General features: G+C 70.1%; 14 protein-coding genes. 10 read left to right on the forward strand and 4 right to left on the reverse strand.

Features of this window, described 5'->3' with window-relative positions; genetic code table 11:
* The first annotated feature begins 28 nt into the window (after positions 1-28).
* From KV097_RS04610 to KV097_RS04620, 3 genes are read left to right on the forward strand one after another with little or no spacing between them, the layout of a single operon-like run.
* Positions 29-424, forward strand: a complete 396-nt coding sequence (locus KV097_RS04610; RefSeq protein ID WP_220341580.1) for a GntR family transcriptional regulator — start codon at positions 29-31, stop codon at positions 422-424.
* On the forward strand, positions 421-1,329 hold the full coding sequence (locus KV097_RS04615; protein WP_220365204.1) for an ATP-binding cassette domain-containing protein: 909 nt from the start codon (positions 421-423) through the stop codon (positions 1,327-1,329). Before KV097_RS04610 ends, KV097_RS04615 begins: the two co-directional genes overlap by 4 nt.
* Positions 1,326-2,081, forward strand: a complete 756-nt coding sequence (locus KV097_RS04620; RefSeq protein WP_220365205.1) for a hypothetical protein — start codon at positions 1,326-1,328, stop codon at positions 2,079-2,081. Before KV097_RS04615 ends, KV097_RS04620 begins: the two co-directional genes overlap by 4 nt.
* 9 nt (positions 2,082-2,090) lie before the next feature.
* Here the strand turns inward: KV097_RS04620 and KV097_RS04625 are convergent, their stop codons facing one another.
* Positions 2,091-3,179 (reverse strand): ATP-dependent DNA ligase, encoded by a 1,089-nt coding sequence (locus KV097_RS04625; protein WP_220365206.1) that lies wholly within the window; start codon positions 3,177-3,179, stop codon positions 2,091-2,093.
* Between the two features lie 4 nt (positions 3,180-3,183).
* Positions 3,184-5,334: an MMPL family transporter gene (locus KV097_RS04630; RefSeq protein ID WP_255559179.1), complete on the reverse strand. Its 2,151-nt coding sequence runs from the start codon at positions 5,332-5,334 to the stop codon at positions 3,184-3,186.
* Positions 5,335-5,422: 88 nt separating this feature from the next.
* Here KV097_RS04630 and KV097_RS04635 point away from each other — a divergent pair, with 88 nt between their 5' ends.
* The 3 genes from KV097_RS04635 to KV097_RS04645 are packed head-to-tail and all read left to right on the forward strand — an operon-like array spanning position 5,423 to position 8,048.
* A complete protein-coding gene (locus KV097_RS04635) occupies positions 5,423-6,346 on the forward strand; it encodes an ABC transporter ATP-binding protein (protein WP_308289342.1) in 924 nt (307 codons plus the stop codon).
* Complete coding sequence (locus KV097_RS04640) at positions 6,343-7,116, forward strand: ABC transporter permease (protein WP_308289343.1); 774 nt, start codon at positions 6,343-6,345, stop codon at positions 7,114-7,116. Before KV097_RS04635 ends, KV097_RS04640 begins: the two co-directional genes overlap by 4 nt.
* Positions 7,116-8,048, forward strand: a complete 933-nt coding sequence (locus tag KV097_RS04645; RefSeq protein WP_220365209.1) for a heme A synthase — start codon at positions 7,116-7,118, stop codon at positions 8,046-8,048. The genes KV097_RS04640 and KV097_RS04645 overlap by 1 nt, the downstream gene beginning before the upstream one ends.
* A gap of 56 nt (positions 8,049-8,104) precedes the next feature.
* Here the strand turns inward: KV097_RS04645 and KV097_RS04650 are convergent, their stop codons facing one another.
* On the reverse strand, positions 8,105-9,010 hold the full coding sequence (locus KV097_RS04650; RefSeq protein WP_220365210.1) for a hypothetical protein: 906 nt from the start codon (positions 9,008-9,010) through the stop codon (positions 8,105-8,107).
* A 138-nt stretch (positions 9,011-9,148) separates the two neighbouring features.
* Positions 9,149-10,093: a heme o synthase gene (locus KV097_RS04655; RefSeq protein WP_374106980.1), complete on the reverse strand. Its 945-nt coding sequence runs from the start codon at positions 10,091-10,093 to the stop codon at positions 9,149-9,151.
* Between the two features lie 245 nt (positions 10,094-10,338).
* On the opposite strand from KV097_RS04655, the gene tkt reads away from it, so the two are divergent.
* From tkt to zwf, 4 genes are read left to right on the forward strand one after another with little or no spacing between them, the layout of a single operon-like run.
* A complete protein-coding gene (gene tkt / locus KV097_RS04660; protein WP_220365211.1) occupies positions 10,339-12,489 on the forward strand; it encodes a transketolase in 2,151 nt (716 codons plus the stop codon).
* Positions 12,490-12,539: 50 nt separating this feature from the next.
* Positions 12,540-13,664 carry a transaldolase gene (gene tal, locus KV097_RS04665; RefSeq protein WP_220345027.1) on the forward strand — a complete coding sequence of 375 codons (1,125 nt, stop codon included), beginning with the start codon at positions 12,540-12,542 and terminating at the stop codon, positions 13,662-13,664.
* A 19-nt stretch (positions 13,665-13,683) separates the two neighbouring features.
* Positions 13,684-15,324, forward strand: coding sequence for a glucose-6-phosphate isomerase (locus KV097_RS04670; RefSeq protein WP_220341570.1), 1,641 nt, complete (start codon positions 13,684-13,686; stop codon positions 15,322-15,324).
* Entirely contained in the window at positions 15,321-16,886 is a 1,566-nt protein-coding gene (gene zwf, locus KV097_RS04675) for a glucose-6-phosphate dehydrogenase (protein ID WP_220341569.1), read from the forward strand. Before KV097_RS04670 ends, zwf begins: the two co-directional genes overlap by 4 nt.

Genomic DNA, 16,886 nt, shown 5'->3' on the forward strand with positions numbered 1-16,886 from the left:
GTAATGAACCACGGGAGGTGAGCGGAGCGTGTTCGACGGACCGGAGCCGATCTACATCCAGATCGCCGACCAGATCCGCGCACAGATCGTGAGCGGCGACCTGCCTGAGGAGTCACAGGTGATGTCCACGACCCAGTACGCGACGACCTTCCGCATCAACCCGGCGACGGCGGCCAAGGCGTTCGCGATCCTCGTCGACGAGGGCCTGATCGAGAAGCGTCGCGGTCTCGGGATGTTCGTGGCGGTCGGCGCGCACGACCGGCTCGTCAAGGAGCGCCGCGACACCTACCTCGAGCGGGTGTTCCGACCCGCCGTCGAGCAGGCCGACCTGCTCGGCATCCCGCGCTCGGAGCTCATCGCCTATCTCGACGAGCACCCGGAGACCCTCCCCGCCCCTCGCGTCGCAGAAGGTGAGACACGATGACCACCCCGTACGGAGCCGAGCTGACCGACGTCACCGTCAGGTACGGCCGCCGCACCGACGAGGCCGCCCTCGACCACGTCAGCTTCACCGTCCGGCCCGGCACGATCACCGGGCTCCTCGGGCGCAACGGCGCCGGCAAGTCGACGGCGCTGTCACTCCTGGCGTCGCTGCGGCGACCGACCTCCGGGACGGTGCTGGTCAACGGCGTTGATCCGTTCGAGGACGCCGTCGTCATGGCCGGCGTCCAGCTCGTCCGCGAGTCCGGCGACATCCTCGGGGACACCTCGATCAACGAGACGCTCGGCTACTACGACGAGCTCCGCCCGCACTGGGACGGTGACTACGCCCGCGCACTGCTCGACCAGTTCGACGTCGACCCCCGTACGACACCCGCCAAGCTGTCGCGCGGTAAGAAGTCGGCCCTCGGCTGCATCGTCGGGCTCGCCAGCCGGGCGCCGCTCACGATCTTCGACGAGTCCTACCTCGGCATGGACGCGCCAAGCAGGTACGCGTTCTACGACGCGCTGCTCGACGACTACACCGACCACCCCCGCACGATCGTCGTGTCGAGCCACCTGATCGAGGAGGTGGAGCGGCTGTTCGAGGACGTGGTCATGCTCCACCGTGGCCGCACCCTGGTCTCGGAGACGGCCGACGCCCTCCGGAACCGTGCGGTGAGTGTCGTGGGCCCGTCCAGTGCCGTGAGCAAGCTCGCCGACGACCACCGCGTCCTGGCGACGCGCAACCTCGGCGGCACCACGCAGCTCACGCTCGAAGGCAGCCTCGAGCCCGCCGAGATCGCGCTGGCCCGGGATGCCGGGATCGAGATCGCCCGGGTGTCCATCCAGGACCTCTTCATCCACCTCAGCCAGGAACCCGATCCCATGAAGGAGGACGCGCGATGAGCGCCACCGTCTCCCCCGTCACCGCCCAGGCGCAGGAGCAACGCGGCACCGTCACGAGCGCGTACACGCTCTTCTTGGGCACGTGGCAGATCGGTGCCTACTTCTGGATCGCCGTCGCGACGATCACCGTGGCCGTCGCCTACGTCATCGACCGATGGGGCGACCTCGAGTCCAGCACGGGCGACGGGTTCCTCGGCTCCGCGCCCGCCTTCCTCGGGGTGATGGGCCTCATCATGCCCCCCTCGATCCTCACGCTCCACGTCGTGGGAGGCGCGACACGTCGGTCGCTCTTTCGAGGCACGATCGTGGCCGCCGTCGGCCTGGGCATCACCTTCGCCCTCCTTGGCGCGATCGGGATGCTGGTGGAGTCACTGGTCCTGGATGCTCTCGACCTGCCGACCGTGACTCTCGACGCCCACCTCTACGACTCCTCGGGCGACTTCTTCGGGATCTGGCTGTCGTGGTCGCTGAGCGGGCTCAGCTACTTCCTCGGCGGCGCCGCGATCGCCTTCGGCTACTACCGGTGGGGTGCTCTGCTGGGCACGGTCCAGACGATCGGCGTCGTGCTGCTCGTCCTCGGCGCCGACATGCTGATGGGCGGCGGACCCTCTCCCCAGGTGCTGGGGGGCGTCGAGTCGCTGTCGGCCGTGTTGCTGGTGCCCCTCTCGCTGCTGGCGAGCGCCGTGGTGGCGCTCATCCTCTACCTGACCCTGCGCGACATCCCGCTCAAGGGCAACCCCGCCAGCAGCTGATCGGTCGGCTCAGCCCAGCACGTCACCGAGGTCGTACGAGACGACCTCCTCGAGCTGCTCGTACGTGCACGACTCGGGGTCGCGGTCCGGCCGCCACCGCTTGAAGCGGGCGGTGTGCCGGAACCGCGTCCCTTCCATGTGCTCGTACGCCACCTCGGCGACCAGGACGGGCTTGATGGGCACGAAGGACAGGTCCTTGCCGGCGCTCCACCGGCTCTGCGCTCCCGGCAGCCGGTCCCCGGCCTCGTGGGCCTCGGCCTCGGCCCACCGCCCCCACGGGTGCTCCGAGAACGGCACCGCGAGGCGGTCGAGCTCGGCCGCCAGCTCCGCCCGCCGTGATGCGGTGAAGGCCGCACACACGCCGACGTGCTGGAGGACGCCCTCGTCGTTGTAGAGCCCGAGCAGCATCGAACCGAGCAAGGGCTTCTCCGGCGTCGAGGTCTTGTGGAGCCGGTAGCCGGCGATGACGGCGTCCGCCGTGCGCTCGTGCTTGACCTTGAGCATGGTGCGGGCGTTCTGCTCGTACGGCGCCCGCAACGGCTTGGCCACCACACCGTCGAGCCCCGCCCCCTCGAACTGCCCGAACCACTCCTCGGCGACGGCGGGGTCCAGCGTGGTCCGCGTCGTGTGCACCGGATCGCTCGAATCCTGCAGCGCCTCGACGAGACGGGCGCGGCGCAGCTCGAACGGCTCCCCCGTCAGGTCGTCGTCACCGAGGGCGAGCAGGTCGAAGGCGACGTACGACGCGGGCGTCTGCTCGGCGAGCAGAGCGATCCGTGAGGCCGCCGGGTGGATGCGCTCCTGGAGGACCTCGAACTCCAGCCGACCGTCGACGGCCACGATGATCTCGCCGTCCAGGACGCATCGTTCGGGCAGGTTCTCCCGGAACGCGGTGACGAGCTCGGGGAAGTAGCGCGTCAGATCGCGCGTGTTGCGGCTCGTCATCTCCACCGTGTCGCCGTCGCGGAAGACGATGCAGCGGAACCCGTCCCACTTCGGCTCGTACGACAGCCCGCCCTGGACCTTGCTGGGATCGGGCACTCCCTTGACCGACTTCGCCAGCATCGGGCGCACGGGCGGCATCACGGGCAGCGGCATCGCGTCACCTCTCTCGGGTCAGGCGGTCGGAGCCGACGTCGACCGACTCATCGGCGTCACCGGCGCGCGCCTCGTCGCCGTGGCCGGGCCACCAGGCGGTGTGGCCCAGCAGCGCCGTCAGCGACGGGGTGAAGAACATCGACATCACGAACGCAGCGACAAGGATCCCGAACGAGATCGCGAAGCCCATCGACACCAGCAACGGGTTGCCTCCGAGCATGAGCGCGGCGAAGGATCCCGCCAGGATGAGGCCCGCCGCGGCGATCGTCGGACCCGCGTGGCGTACGGCCCAGGCCGCGGCCGCGTGCGGGTCCCGGCCTTGGCGGGACTCCTCTCGCAGGCGGGCGATCATCAGGATGTTGTAGTCGGTGCCCAGCGCCACCACGAAGAGATAGATGTAGATCGGCAGCATGAAGATGAGGCCGTCCTCGCCTCGGGCCACCTGGAACACGAGCACGGTCGCACCGAGCGTCGCCCCGAAGCCCAACCCGACCGACGCCATCAGATAGAGCGGCGCGACGAGGCTCCGCAGCAGGAGCCCGAGGATCACCATGATGAGCAGCGCGGCGACCGGGAAGACGACGGAGTAGTCACGGCTCATCGCGTCCTGCAGGTCGACGAAGATCGACGTCGTCCCGCCGACGAGGGCCTCCGAGCCGTCTGGCGCGGCGTCGTGAGCGGCCGTACGGATCGGCCCCTCGACGTGCTCCATCGCGGCGTCCGACATCGGGTCGTCCTCGAGCGTCACGACGAACAGCGCGGCCGAGCCGTCGGCGTTCGGGACCGGGTCCGCCACCTGAGCGACCCCGTCGGCCCCTGCCAGCACCGCTCCGAACGGGGCCAGGTCGGCCTGCACGATCGGATCGCCGTCCGTACTGCGCAGAATGACCGTCTGCGGGGCCGTGGCGCCCGCCGGGTAGCCCTCCAGCATGCGTTCGCTCGCCACCATCGACTCCGCGTCGTCGGGCAGGCTCAGCTGGGAGAAGTCGAACGACGGCTTGAAGCCGAACGCGAACACCGCGAGTGACGCCAGCAGCAGACCCGAGGCGAGCGCGAACCTCCCCGGGTGTCGACCAAGGGAGTCGCCGATCGCCGCAAACCGGGCATTCTTCGGCTCGGTCTTCCAGGCCTTCGAGGGCCAGAACACCTTCGTCCCCAGGAGCGAGACGACGGCCGGGATGAGGGTGAGCGCGGCCATGACCGTGACCGCGACGGCGATCGCGAGCGCCGGGCCGATCGAGCGGAAGATGCTGAGGGAGGAGAGCACCAACGCGAGAAACGCCACGATGACCGCTCCACCGGCCGATGCGATGGCCTCGCCCGCGCGCTCGATCGCATGCACCATCGCCGCCTTCGGCTCCTCCCCGTCTCGCAGCCGCTCCCGATAGCGGAACATCAGGAAAAGGATGTAGTCGGTGCCGATGCCGAACAGGACGACGATCAGGATCACCGTGATCGACGAGTCGGCCTGGAGCCCGAAGGCCTCGTTGGCGATCGAGATCAGGCCCGTCGCCACCTGGGAGATGATCGTGATCACGAGGATCGGGAGCAGCGCGATAATCGGGCTGCGGAAGATCACCAGGAGCAGGACGACGATGAGACCGATCGTCGCGATGCCGACCGCGGCCTCGGCGTTTCCTGCCGACTCCTCGGCGTCGAGGTTCTGGGCGATCGAGCCGGTGACCCCGACACGCAGGTCGGTGTCCTCGACGGCCCCATCGACCTGCTCGCGCAGGTCCCGGGCGCTGTCGGTCAGCGTGGTGTCGAACGGGTCGGTGCCCTCGGTGAGTCCCGCGGTGATCGTCTGGACGAGGCCGTTCTCCGACGGCGGGTTCGCCCGGATGTCTGCGAGGTGCTCGATGTCCGCGGCGCTCAGGTCGTCGGCGAGGGCCCCGACCGCTGCCGAGTCCTCGGCCGTGAGGGGCTTGCCGTCGGCGCGGTCCACGACCACGATCGCCGCGGGCTCGGTGTCGGCCAGCTCGGGGAACGCGTCGGCCTGCGCCTCCAGCGCCTTGATCGACTCGTACTCACGAGGCAGGAAGTCCGCCTCCTCCGAGGTCGACTGCAACGGCGGCGCAAGCGCCACCACCGCGACCGCAAGCACGATCCACGCGAGGATCACCTGCCACGGGTGCCGGACGACGTACCGTCCCATCCTGCTGAACACAGGGCCCTTTCTCCGGGGACGCCCCGGCGGCAGCCCCAGCAGCCCCTATCGAACACGAGAACTTTAGACTGGGCCAGTGAATTCCCTCGCCGTGGAGGTGGCCGGCCTCGTCATGCGCTACGGCGACACGACGGCTGTCGACGGCCTGAGCCTCACCGTCGAGACCGGCACGGTCACGGCCGTCCTCGGTCCCAACGGAGCCGGCAAGACCACGACGGTCGAGACTTGCGAAGGCTATCGGCGCCCCCAGGCCGGTACGGTCCGCGTCCTCGGCCTCGACCCGGTCCGTGACGCCGCACGTCTGCGTCCGAGGGTCGGCGTGATGCTCCAGAGCGGGGGCGCCTGGTCGGCGGCGTACCCCCACGAGATGCTCCGCTACGTCTCCCGCCTGTACGCCGACCCGCTCGACGTCGACTCTCTGATCGAGCGCCTGGGCCTGGGGGGCGTCGGCCGCACCCCGTACCGACGCCTGTCCGGAGGCCAGCAGCAGCGCCTCGCCCTGGCGACCGCGCTGGTGGGACGCCCCGAGCTGGTGTTCCTCGACGAGCCCACCGCCGGCCTGGATCCTCAGGCCCGGCGCTCGACGTGGGAGCTGGTCGACGAGCTCCGCGCCAGCGGCGTGACCGTGGTGCTCACCACCCACTTCATGGACGAGGCAGAGCGACTCGCCGACTGGGTCCACGTGATCGACCACGGCCGTCTCATCGCCTCCGGCTCCCCGAAGCACCTCACCAGCGAGGGTGCCGAGAACACGATCCGCCTGAGCGCGCCGGCGGGGATCGACACCGCCGGGCTCGTGACGGCGCTCCCCGCCGGGTCGCAGGTCGTCGAGCAGAGCCCAGGCGTCTACCTCGTCTCGGGCACGGTCGACCCTGCGCTGCTGCAGGGGGTGACGGCATGGTTCGCGACCCAGGGCGTCCTGCTCGACGCGATCGCCGTACGCCGCCGTACGCTCGAGGACGTCTTCCTCGACCTGACCGGACGGGAGCTCCGCTCGTGAGCCTCGACTTCGAACCTCGGCCCGGTGCCGCCCCCGTCCCCCGCATGGTCCTCGCGCAGACCGTCATGGAGACGCGCCTGCTGATGCGCAACGGTGAGCAGCTCCTGCTCGCGCTCGTCATCCCCCTGCTGCTGCTGGTGGCAGGAACGGAGGCGACCCGCATCGTCGACCTCGGCCCCGGGCGCCCGATCGACATCGTCACTCCGGGCGTGCTCGCCCTCGCGATCCTGTCGTCGTCGTTCACGTCGTTGGCCATCGCGACCGGCTTCGAGCGACGCTACGGCGTCATCAAGCGCCTCGGCAGCACCCCGCTCCCCCGCTGGGGCCTCCTCGTCGGCAAGATCGGGTCGGTCCTGCTCGTACAGGCTGCACAGCTCGTGATCCTGGTGCTCGTCGCCCTCTGGCTCGGCTGGGAGCCCGACGGGGGCGCTGCGGCGTACGCTTGGATGGTGGTGCTGGCGCTGCTCGGCACTGCGGCCTTCGCGGCCCTGGCGCTCCTGCTCGCGGGGACCCTGCGGGCGGAGGCGACGTTGGCCGTCGCGAACCTGGTCTACGTGCTGCTCCTGGTGGGCGGTGCGGTGCTGGTCCCCCTGAGCCGTTACCCCGACGCCGCCCAGACCTTCTTGTCGGTGCTGCCGACCGGAGCGTTGTCGGAGGGCATGCGGACCGTCTTCGAAGGGAGCGCGCCACCCGTCTCCAGCATCGTGGTGCTCGTGGTCTGGGCGGGAGTCGCCGCAGCAGCGACCGCCCGGACGTTCAAGTGGGAGTGATGACGTTGATCGAGAAGTTCCGCAACCCCACCGACGGATTCGTCCGTGGCTGGGCCTGGGCCTCGCTGGTCGCCAACATCGGCATCATCGTCACCGGCGCGGCCGTCCGCCTCACCGCCTCCGGGCTCGGATGCCCGACCTGGCCGCGCTGCACCGACGCTTCTTTCGTTCCTCACGACGAGCTGGGCGCCCACGGCCTCATCGAGTTCGGCAACCGGCTGCTCACCTTCGTGCTGGTCGCGGTTGCGATCGCCACGTGGTTCGCGGTCCGTGCCTGGCGACCCCGGCGCCCGCACGCCGTGCTGGTTGCGACCCTGATGGCCCTCGGGATCTCCCTGCAGGCCGGCATCGGGGGCATCACGGTGCTCGTCGACCTCAACGCGTGGGTGGTCGCCATCCACCTCGCCGTCTCGATCGGCCTCGTCAGCCTGTCCACCGTCCTGCTGCGCGAGACGTCGTTGCCGCCCGGTCCGTCGGCCGACCTCGTCCCCTCGCCGGTCCGCGTGCTCGGCTGGCTCACGTACGCCGTGATGTGGGCAACCGTGATGATCGGCACGGTGGTCACCGGAGCCGGTCCCCACGCAGGCGACCCGGACACGGCCCGCAACGGCTTCGACCCGGTGTCGGTGACGCAGCTGCACGCCGATGCGGTGTTCCTCCTGCTCGGCCTCTCGGTCGGGCTCCTGCTCGCGTACAAGGCCGTCGGTGCTCCGGCGACCGCGGTCCGCGCGGCTGTCGTGCTGCTCGCGGTGGAGCTCGGGCAGGGCCTGATCGGGTTCGTGCAGTACTTCACCGATCTCCCCATCGTGCTGGTGGGCCTGCACTTGCTCGGAGCAGGCATCCTGGCCGCGGCAGCGACCTGGGCCACGCTCGAGTCCCGCGGCCGCGCCTCCGTCCCCACCACGCGTACGCCCTCCCCCACGGGCGCTTAGGCGTTGCGTATCGACATCGCGCCCAGGAGATGGTCGCAATGTCGATACGTACGGCATCAGGTCCCGTCCCACCCGGCGCTCTGCAGCAGCCGTCTCAACTGGTCCCCGACCGCGGCGGGCGTACGACGGATGGCGTAGGACGTGAAGACCGCCGTACGCCGCCCCGAGATCAGCAGCTCGTTGCCGCGACCGGCGTCGGCGTCCCACCTCCTCACGTCGAGATGCGGGATGCCATGGATCTCGCAGCCGACCCCGTACTCCTCCCAGTCGACGTCGAGGTAGTAGCGCCTGTCGTTGCGGACCACCGCACGCTGCCGAGCCGGCGGCGGCAGACGGTAACGCGCACGGATCGCGTCGAAGTCACGCTCGGGCAGCGACTGGATCCCGCCCGCGGCGTCGAGGTACGACTCCACCACGAGGGCACGGTGCCGACACGCTCCCCGTCGCGTCATCGCGTCGCGGAGGTCGCTCGTCCGGACCACGCGCTGCTGCGCCGCGGCGAGCACGATCGCCCTCGCGTAGCGCTCGTTGTCGGTCCAGCTCGCGAAGTCGAGCACGCTCCGGGCCGGCCGGGTCCGCGGAGGGAATCGGGCCGGGTTGACGTCGCGGTGGTCGAGGTAGGCGCTCCAGTGGACGACGATCCCGCCGATCGAGGGCCGGCGGGCGCCGATCGGGACCGAGACGTACGTCGCGTCGGTCTCGAACCCTGTGAGCCCGTCGTACGCCAGAGCGCTCGGTCCTGCGAGGACCGCACCGGGCGAGCACGAGAGGAGACGGACCATCGTGGTCTGCTCCGCGGTGAGGGGCCCGTTGTGGAGCACGACGACGCCGCGGTGCGGTCGCTGCCAGACGTCGGCATAGACGCGCGAGCGCACATGGGCTGCGCCGAAGAGCGCTGCGGCCTGTGCGGAGGTGAGGACGCCATGCTGCGCGTCGACGACGGCAGAGGTGATGTCGGTCATGGACCACAGGTGGGTCCTCAAGGCGCGTACGGGCCCCGCCGGTCCGGCCGCTGGGGAGACTGAGGCGTTGTGTATCGACCTTGCGCCCGTGAGGTGGTCGCGATGTCGATCCGCAACGCCTCAGCGCACGTCAGGGCGTCAGCGCAGGAAGGGGTCGACCGCAGCGCCGACGAACAGCAGCGCGAGATAGGCGTTGGACCAGTGGAACAGCCGCATCGGCTTGAGCACCGACAGCTCCGAGCTCTGCCGTGCCCGAGCGAGGAAGAGGTGCGCCTCGAGCAGGAACGCCGCGCCGAGAACCACCGCGACCGCGGGATAGAACCAGCCGGTCGGCGCGATCGGCCACAGCAGCAGCGAGGTCGCCACCATCGCGTACGAGTACGCGAGCATCTTGCGCCCGACCACGGTCGCCGGCGCGATCACCGGGAGCATGGGGACGTCGGCCCGCGCGTAGTCCTCGCGGTAGCGGGTCGCGAGCGCCCAGGTGTGCGGGGGCGTCCAGAAGAAGACGACCGCATACATCACGACCGGCGCCCAGGCCAGCTCGTTGGTGACCGCCGTCCAGCCGATCAGGGTCGGGAAGCATCCGGCGAGGCCGCCCCACACGACGTTCTGGGCCGTACGACGCTTGAGCAGCATCGTGTAGCCGACGACGTAGAAGACGTTGGCCGCGAGAGCGAGACCCGCGGAGAGCCAGTTGACGAAGAAGCCCAGCCACAACGTCGAGATCACGCCGAGAGCGAGACCGAAGACGAGTGCGGCCTGCGTGGTCACCGCGTGGCGCGGCAGCGGACGGCGACGCGTGCGACGCATCTGCTGGTCGATGTCGGCGTCGAAGACGCAGTTCAGGGCGTTGGCCGACCCCGCCGACAGCGTGCCACCCACCAGGGTGGCCACCACGACCCAGAGGCCGGGGACACCCTGGGCGGCGAGGAACATCATCGGCACGGTCGTCAGGAGAAGCAGCTCGATGATGCGCGGCTTCATCAGGCCGACGTAGGCGGTGACGACGTCAGCGAGACGGGGACGACCGTTCGACGGGTGCGAGGAACGCTGGTGCACAGCGCTCAGCTCGGGGTCGATTGCGGTCACGCCGCGAGTCTAGTCACGTCGCGAAGCGACGCACGCGCGGGTGCATGGTGCCCGCGCGTGACGTGACGGCGACCACGGTCCCAGCCCGCAATCTCATGACCGGGAGCCGATCCGCGAGAACGATGGGGCACGAGTAGGCTCACACCCGAGACCTGTCCGTGATCCGGCGACTGCGCCGTGCGACATGGCAACGCCGCGCCGGGGACCCCGCACCACCGTACGAGGAGCACGCCGACGTGAGCACCAAGCTGGAGTGGACCGAGCTCGACCGCAAGGCGGTCGACACCGTCCGCGTCCTTGCGATGGACGCCGTCCAGAAGGTCGGGAACGGCCACCCAGGGACCGCCATGAGCCTCGCGCCGGCGGCGTACCTGCTCTACAACAAGCTGATGCGGCACAACCCCGCCGACCCCGACTGGGCGGCGCGCGACCGCTTCGTGCTCTCGTGCGGTCACTCCAGCCTCACTCAGTACATCCAGCTCTACCTCGCCGGCTTCGGGCTGGAGCTGGCCGACCTCGAGTCGCTGCGCACCTGGGGCAGCCGGACGCCGGGGCACCCCGAGTTCCGTCACACGCCGGGCGTCGAGGTCACGACCGGTCCGCTCGGGCAAGGCGTCGGCAACGCCGTGGGCATGGCGATGGCCGCGCGGCGCCGTCACGGCCTGCTCGAGCCCGACGCCCCGATGGGCGAGGGCGTGTTCGACCATCACGTGTATGCGATCGCCTCCGACGGCGACATGCAGGAGGGCGTCGCCTCCGAGGTCAGCTCCCTCGCGGGCACCCAGCAGCTCGGCAACCTCACGGTGATCTGGGACGACAACCGGATCTCGATCGAGGACGACACCGCGGTCGCGTTCAACGAGGACGTGCTCAAGCGCTACGAGGCCTACGGCTGGCACGTCCAGATGGTCGACTGGACCCACGACGGCACCGGCTACACCGAGGACGTCGACGCCCTCTGGGAGGCCCTCCAGACGGCACGGTCGGTCACCGACCGGCCGAGCTTCATCGCGCTGAAGACGATCATCGCGTGGCCCGCACCCGACAAGCAGGGCACCGGGGCCTCGCACGGCTCCGCCCTCGGGGCGGAAGAGGTCGCGAAGACCAAGGAGATCCTCGGCTTCGACCCCGACAAGACGTTCGAGGTCCCGCCGGAGGTGATCGAGCACACCCGCAAGACCCGCGCTCGCGGTGAGCAGCTGCAGGCCGAGTGGGACGAGCTGTACGCCGCGTGGCGCGAGGCCAACCCGGAGTCGGCCGCCCTGTTCGACCGCCTGAACGCTCGCGAGCTCCCCGACGGCTGGGACGCCGACCTCCCGACGTACGAGGCCGACCCCAAGGGTGTCGCCACGCGCGTCGCCTCCGGCGCCTTCCTGACGGCGGCGGCACCGGTGCTGCCCGAGCTGTGGGGCGGCTCGGCCGACCTGGCCGGGTCGAACAACACGACACCCAAGGGCCAGCCGTCGTTCCTCCCGCCCGAGCACGCGACCAAGATGTTCTCCGGCGACTGGTACGGCCGCGTGCTGCACTTCGGCATCCGCGAGCACGGCATGGGCGCGATCCTCAACGGCATCGCGCTGCACAGCCCGACCCGCCCGTACGGCGGCACGTTCCTCGTGTTCTCCGACTACATGCGGCCTTCGGTGCGCCTCGCGTCGCTGATGCAGCTCCCCGTGACCTACGTCTGGACCCACGACTCGATCGGGCTCGGTGAGGACGGCCCGACCCACCAGCCGATCGAGCAGCTCGCCTCCCTGCGGGCGATCCCGGGACTCGACGTGGTCCGTCCTGCCGACGCCAACGAGACCATCGTCGTCTGGAAGAAGATCCTCGAGTCCCCGACGCACCCCGCCGGCCTCGCCCTGAGCCGCCAGAACCTCCCGGTGTTCCCGCGGGGTAAGGACGGCTTCGCCCCCGCCGAGGAGGCGGTGAAGGGCGCCTACGTCCTGCTCGACACCGAGGGCGATCCCGACGTGGTGCTGATCGCGACCGGCTCGGAGGTGCAGCTGGCGGTCGCCGCACGTGAGACGTTGGCGGCGGAGGGCATCGCGGCACGCGTCGTGTCGATGCCGTGCCGCGAGTGGTTCGACGGACAGACCGAGGCCTACCGCGACTCGGTCATCCCGCCGCACGTCCGCGCACGCGTCAGCGTCGAGGCGGGCATCTCCCAGGGCTGGCGCGAGGTGGTCGGCGACGCCGGCCGCACGGTCAGCCTGGAACACTACGGCGCCTCCGCGGCGTTCCAGACGTTGTACGACGAGTTCGACATCACCGCCGAAGCGGTCGTGAGCGCGGCCAAGGAGAGCATCGCCGCCTCGGGTCACACCGGTGGCGTCGGCGTGTTCGCCAAGCCGATGCAGACGATCCTTCCGCAGACCAATCACTGAGCGGTTCCGCACCGGGCGCGCGGCGCCCACCGAAGACGGAGGAGAGCGCGATGACAGACCGACTGAAGGCACTCAGCGACGCAGGAGTGTCGATCTGGCTCGACGACCTGTCCCGCGAGCTGACCGAGACAGGTGAGCTGAAGCGACTCGTCGACGAGGACCACGTCGTGGGTGTGACGAGCAACCCGACGATCTTCGCCTCGGCGATGAAGGCGGGTGAGCGCTACGAGCCGCAGCTCGACGAGGGGCTCGCCGCCGACCCGGACACGACGGTGGCCGGCGCGGTGTTCGAGCTGACGACCACCGACGTCCGCCAGGCGGCGTCGATCCTGCGCCCCGTCTACGACGCGACCGACGGCGTCGACGGCCGTGTGTCCATCGAGGTGGAGCCGTCGCTCGCCTACGACACCGACCAGACCATCGCCACGGCCCGCAAGCTGTGGGACAAGGTCGGTGAGCCCAACGTCTTCATCAAGATCCCGGCGACCCGTGAGGGCATCCCGGCGATCGCCGCCACGATCGCCGCCGGGATCAGCGTCAACGTCACTCTGCTGTTCGCGCTCGAGCGCTACCGCGAGGTCCTCGACGCCTACGCCTCCGGGCTCGAGCATGCCCTCGCGGACGGGGTCGACATCTCCGACGTGCAGTCGGTGGCGTCGATCTTCGTCAGCCGCATCGACAGCGAGGTCGACAAGCGGCTGGACGACATCGGCACGTCGGAGGCGATGGCGCTCAAGGGCAAGGCCGGCGTCGCCAACTCGCGACTCGCGTACGCGGTGTACGAGGAGTTCTCGGCGTCCGACCGCTGGAAGGCGCTCGAGGCGCAGGGGGCGAACCGGCAGCGGCCGCTGTGGGCCTCGACGGGCGTGAAGAACCCCGACTACCCGGACACGATGTACGTCACCGAGCTGGTCGGTCCGAACGTCGTCAACACGATGCCCGGCGCGACGCTGCGTGCCTTCGCCGACCACGGCGAGGTGACCGGTGACACCCTCACCGGCACGAAGGCCGACGCTGAGCAGGTCGCCCGGTCGTTGACCGAGGTCGGGATCGACCTCGACGACGTCATGGACACCCTGGAGTCAGAGGGCATCGACAAGTTCGAGTCCTCGTGGACCGACCTCGTCCGGACCGTCCAGGACCAGCTGACCGCCGCCCGCGCACGCCGCGGCTGACCACCTCAGGAGCAAATCGGTGCAGAGCGACGACGCAGCATCCCCGGCCGGCTTCGAGCTCGGCCTCGCCTATCCCGACGAGAAGGCCCTCGACGCGGCCATCGACGACCTGGTGTCCAACCGGGTCGCGAGCCGCGTCGCCGGACACGACGCCACCCTGTGGGGTCCGGACGCCGAGGAGGAGGCACGCAAGCGGCTCGCGTGGACCGACCTTCACGTCACCTCGGTCCCCCTCGTCGCGCAGGTCACGTCCCTGAGGGACGAGCTGCGCAGCGCCGGACTCGACCGCGTCGTGCTGTGCGGGATGGGCGGCTCCTCGCTGGCGCCCGAGGTCATCTGCGCCACGGCGGGCGTGCCCCTGACGGTCCTGGACTCGTCCGACCCCGACATGGTGCGCGAGGCGATCGACGACGACCTCGAGCGCACGGTCGTGGTCGTCTCCAGCAAGTCGGGCGGCACGGTCGAGACCGACAGCCAGCGACGGGCGTACGAGCACGCGTTCGAGGTGGCGGGCATCGACCCCGCCACCCGCATCGTGGTCGTCACCGACCCCGGCTCGCCGCTCGACGTCGAGGCGACCGAGAAGGGTTATCGCGTCTTCCACGCCGACCCCGACGTCGGCGGCCGCTACTCGGCGCTGACGGCGTTCGGCCTCGTTCCGAGCGGGCTGGCCGGCGCCGACGTCGGTGCGCTCCTGGAGCAGGCTGACGAGATCGCCGAGGACGTCGCCGCCGACGACGCCACCAACCCGGCGCTGGTCCTCGGAGCTCTCCTCGGTGTCGCCAACGCCGACGGCGCCGACAAGCTGGTGCTGGCCGACGCGGGCTCGACCAACGTGGGCTTCGGTGACTGGGTCGAGCAGCTCGTCGCGGAGTCGACCGGCAAGCAGGGCAAGGGCATCCTTCCGGTCGTCGTGGGGCCGCCGGACGCACCCAACGCCGATGCCAGCACCCGTGACGAGGTCGTCGGGATGATCGGCCCGATGAGCGACGACCACCCCCAGGCCGCATCGGGATACGGCTTCGCGGTCGACGCTCCTCTGGGTGCGCTCTTCCTCCTGTGGGAGTACGCGACTGCGATCGCCGGCCACCTGATCGGCATCAACCCGTTCGACCAGCCCGACGTCGAGAGCGCCAAGCAGGCGGCGCGCGAGATGCTCGAGGGCTCCTCCGAGGGCCCGGTGGCCGTCTTCTCCGACGGCGGGGTCACGGTGTACGACTACTCCGGCTGGCTTCCCGACGACACGACCACCGTGCGGGAGGCGGTGGCCTCGCTGCTGGACGAGCTCGATCCGGAGCGTGGCTACGTCGCCGTCCAGGCCTACCTCGACCGCACGCGCGAGACCGGCCTCGCCGACGCCCGCGACGTGCTGGCGAGCCGGACCGGCCGGCCGACGACGTTCGGCTGGGGGCCGCGGTTCCTCCACTCGACGGGCCAGTACCACAAGGGGGGGCCCACGACCGGTGTCTACCTGCAGGTGACCGGAGATCCCGACCAGGACCTTGACGTCCCGGGACGGCCGTTCACGTTCGGCGAGTTCCTGATCGCCCAGGCCGTCGGCGACGCCGGAGTCCTCGCCGGTCACGGACGGCCCGTGCTGAGGCTGCACCTCGACCGCTCGGAGGCTTCACGCGGCACGCTGCGGGAGGCGCTGGAGTGACCCGCGAGCGGCGGAACGGCCCTGCGCCGTACGTCAACCCGTTGCGGCAGCCGGAGGATCGCCGGCTGCCGCGTATCGCGGGTCCGAGCTGCCTGGTGATCTTCGGTGTCACGGGTGACCTCTCGCGCAAGAAGCTGATGCCTGCGGTGTACGACCTCGCCAACCGCGGTCTGCTCCCGCCCGGCTTCTCGTTGGTCGGGTTCGCCCGGCGGGAGTGGGAGGACCAGGACTTCTCGCAGGTCGTCTACGAGTCGGTGAAGAAGTACGCGCGTACGGAGTTCCGTGAGGAGGTCTGGGCGCAGCTGTCCGAGGGCTTCCACTTCGTCCCCGGCTCGTTCGACGACGACAAGGCCTTCGAGCACCTCGTCTCGACCGTCCAGATGGTCGACCGTGAGCGCGGCACCGGTGGCAACTACGCCTTCTACCTGTCGATCCCTCCCGGCTTCTTCGCCACGGTCATCGGACAGCTCAAGAAGCACGGGCTGGCGCAGCCCGCCGGCGACTCGTGGCGCCGAGTCGTCATCGAGAAGCCGTTCGGCCACGACCTCGAGAGCGCCATCGAGCTCGACGACGTCGTCTCGGACGTCTTCCCGCCTGAGGCGGTCTTCCGGATCGACCACTATCTCGGCAAGGAGACCGTCCAGAACATCCTGGCGTTCCGCTTCGCCAACGAGCTGTTCGAGCCGGTCTGGAACGCCCACTACGTCGACCACGTGCAGATCACGATGGCGGAGGACGTCGGCATCGGGGGGCGGGCCGGCTACTACGACCGCATCGGGGCCGCCCGCGACGTCATCCAGAACCACCTTCTCCAGCTGATGGCGCTGGTCGCGATGGAGCCTCCCGTCTCGTTCAGTGCGCGCAGCCTGCGCCTGGAGAAGCAGAAGGTCCTCGCCCAGGCACGGCCGCCGCAGCGCATCGACCTCCACACCGCTCGCGGGCAGTACACCGCCGGCTGGGCCGGGGGCCTGAAGGTCAAGGGCTACCTCGACGAGCAGGACATCCCGGCAACATCGGCCACGGAGACGTACGCCGCGATCCGCCTCGACATCGAGACGCGACGGTGGGCGGGCGTGCCGTTCTACCTGCGCACCGGCAAGCGGCTGGCGCGCCGGGTCACCGAGATCGCCGTCGTGTTCAAGCGTGCGCCGCACCAGCCGTTCGCCAAGTACGACACCTCCGAGCTCACCCAGAACGCCGTGGTCATGAGGATCCAGCCGGACGAGGGCGTGACCGTGCGGTTCGGGTCCAAGGTCCCGGGGACCGCGATGGAGCTGCGCGACGTCAACATGGACTTCGCGTACGGCGGCACGTTCGTCGAGTCGAGCCCGGAGGCCTACGAGCGGCTCATCCTGGACGTGCTCCTCGGTGATCCCCCGCTCTTCCCCCAGCAGGAGGAGGTCGAGCTCTCGTGGAAGATCCTCGACCCGATCATCGACTACTGGGCGGAGCAGGCCGAGGAGGGCATCAGCATGCCGGAGCCGTACCTCTCCGGCGGCTGGGGACCGGCGTCGGCCGACGCCATGCTCGAACGGGACGGGCGGTCCTGGCGGCGGCCATGA

Source organism: Mumia sp. zg.B17, assembly GCF_019550915.1.
In the GTDB taxonomy this organism is placed as follows: Bacteria; Actinomycetota; Actinomycetes; order Propionibacteriales; family Nocardioidaceae; genus Mumia.

What these genes read in the sequence shown, in the direction of transcription:
- KV097_RS04630 (WP_255559179.1), bottom strand. Translation starts at nt 5,334, where the DNA reads ATGGGACGGTACGTCGTCCGGCACCCGTGGCAGGTGATCCTCGCGTGG.
- KV097_RS04615 (WP_220365204.1), top strand. Translation starts at nt 421, where the DNA reads ATGACCACCCCGTACGGAGCCGAGCTGACCGACGTCACCGTCAGGTAC.
- KV097_RS04620 (WP_220365205.1), top strand. Translation starts at nt 1,326, where the DNA reads ATGAGCGCCACCGTCTCCCCCGTCACCGCCCAGGCGCAGGAGCAACGC.
- KV097_RS04650 (WP_220365210.1), bottom strand. Translation starts at nt 9,010, where the DNA reads ATGACCGACATCACCTCTGCCGTCGTCGACGCGCAGCATGGCGTCCTC.
- KV097_RS04625 (WP_220365206.1), bottom strand. Translation starts at nt 3,179, where the DNA reads ATGCCGCTGCCCGTGATGCCGCCCGTGCGCCCGATGCTGGCGAAGTCG.
- KV097_RS04645 (WP_220365209.1), top strand. Translation starts at nt 7,116, where the DNA reads ATGACGTTGATCGAGAAGTTCCGCAACCCCACCGACGGATTCGTCCGT.
- tal (WP_220345027.1), top strand. Translation starts at nt 12,540, where the DNA reads ATGACAGACCGACTGAAGGCACTCAGCGACGCAGGAGTGTCGATCTGG.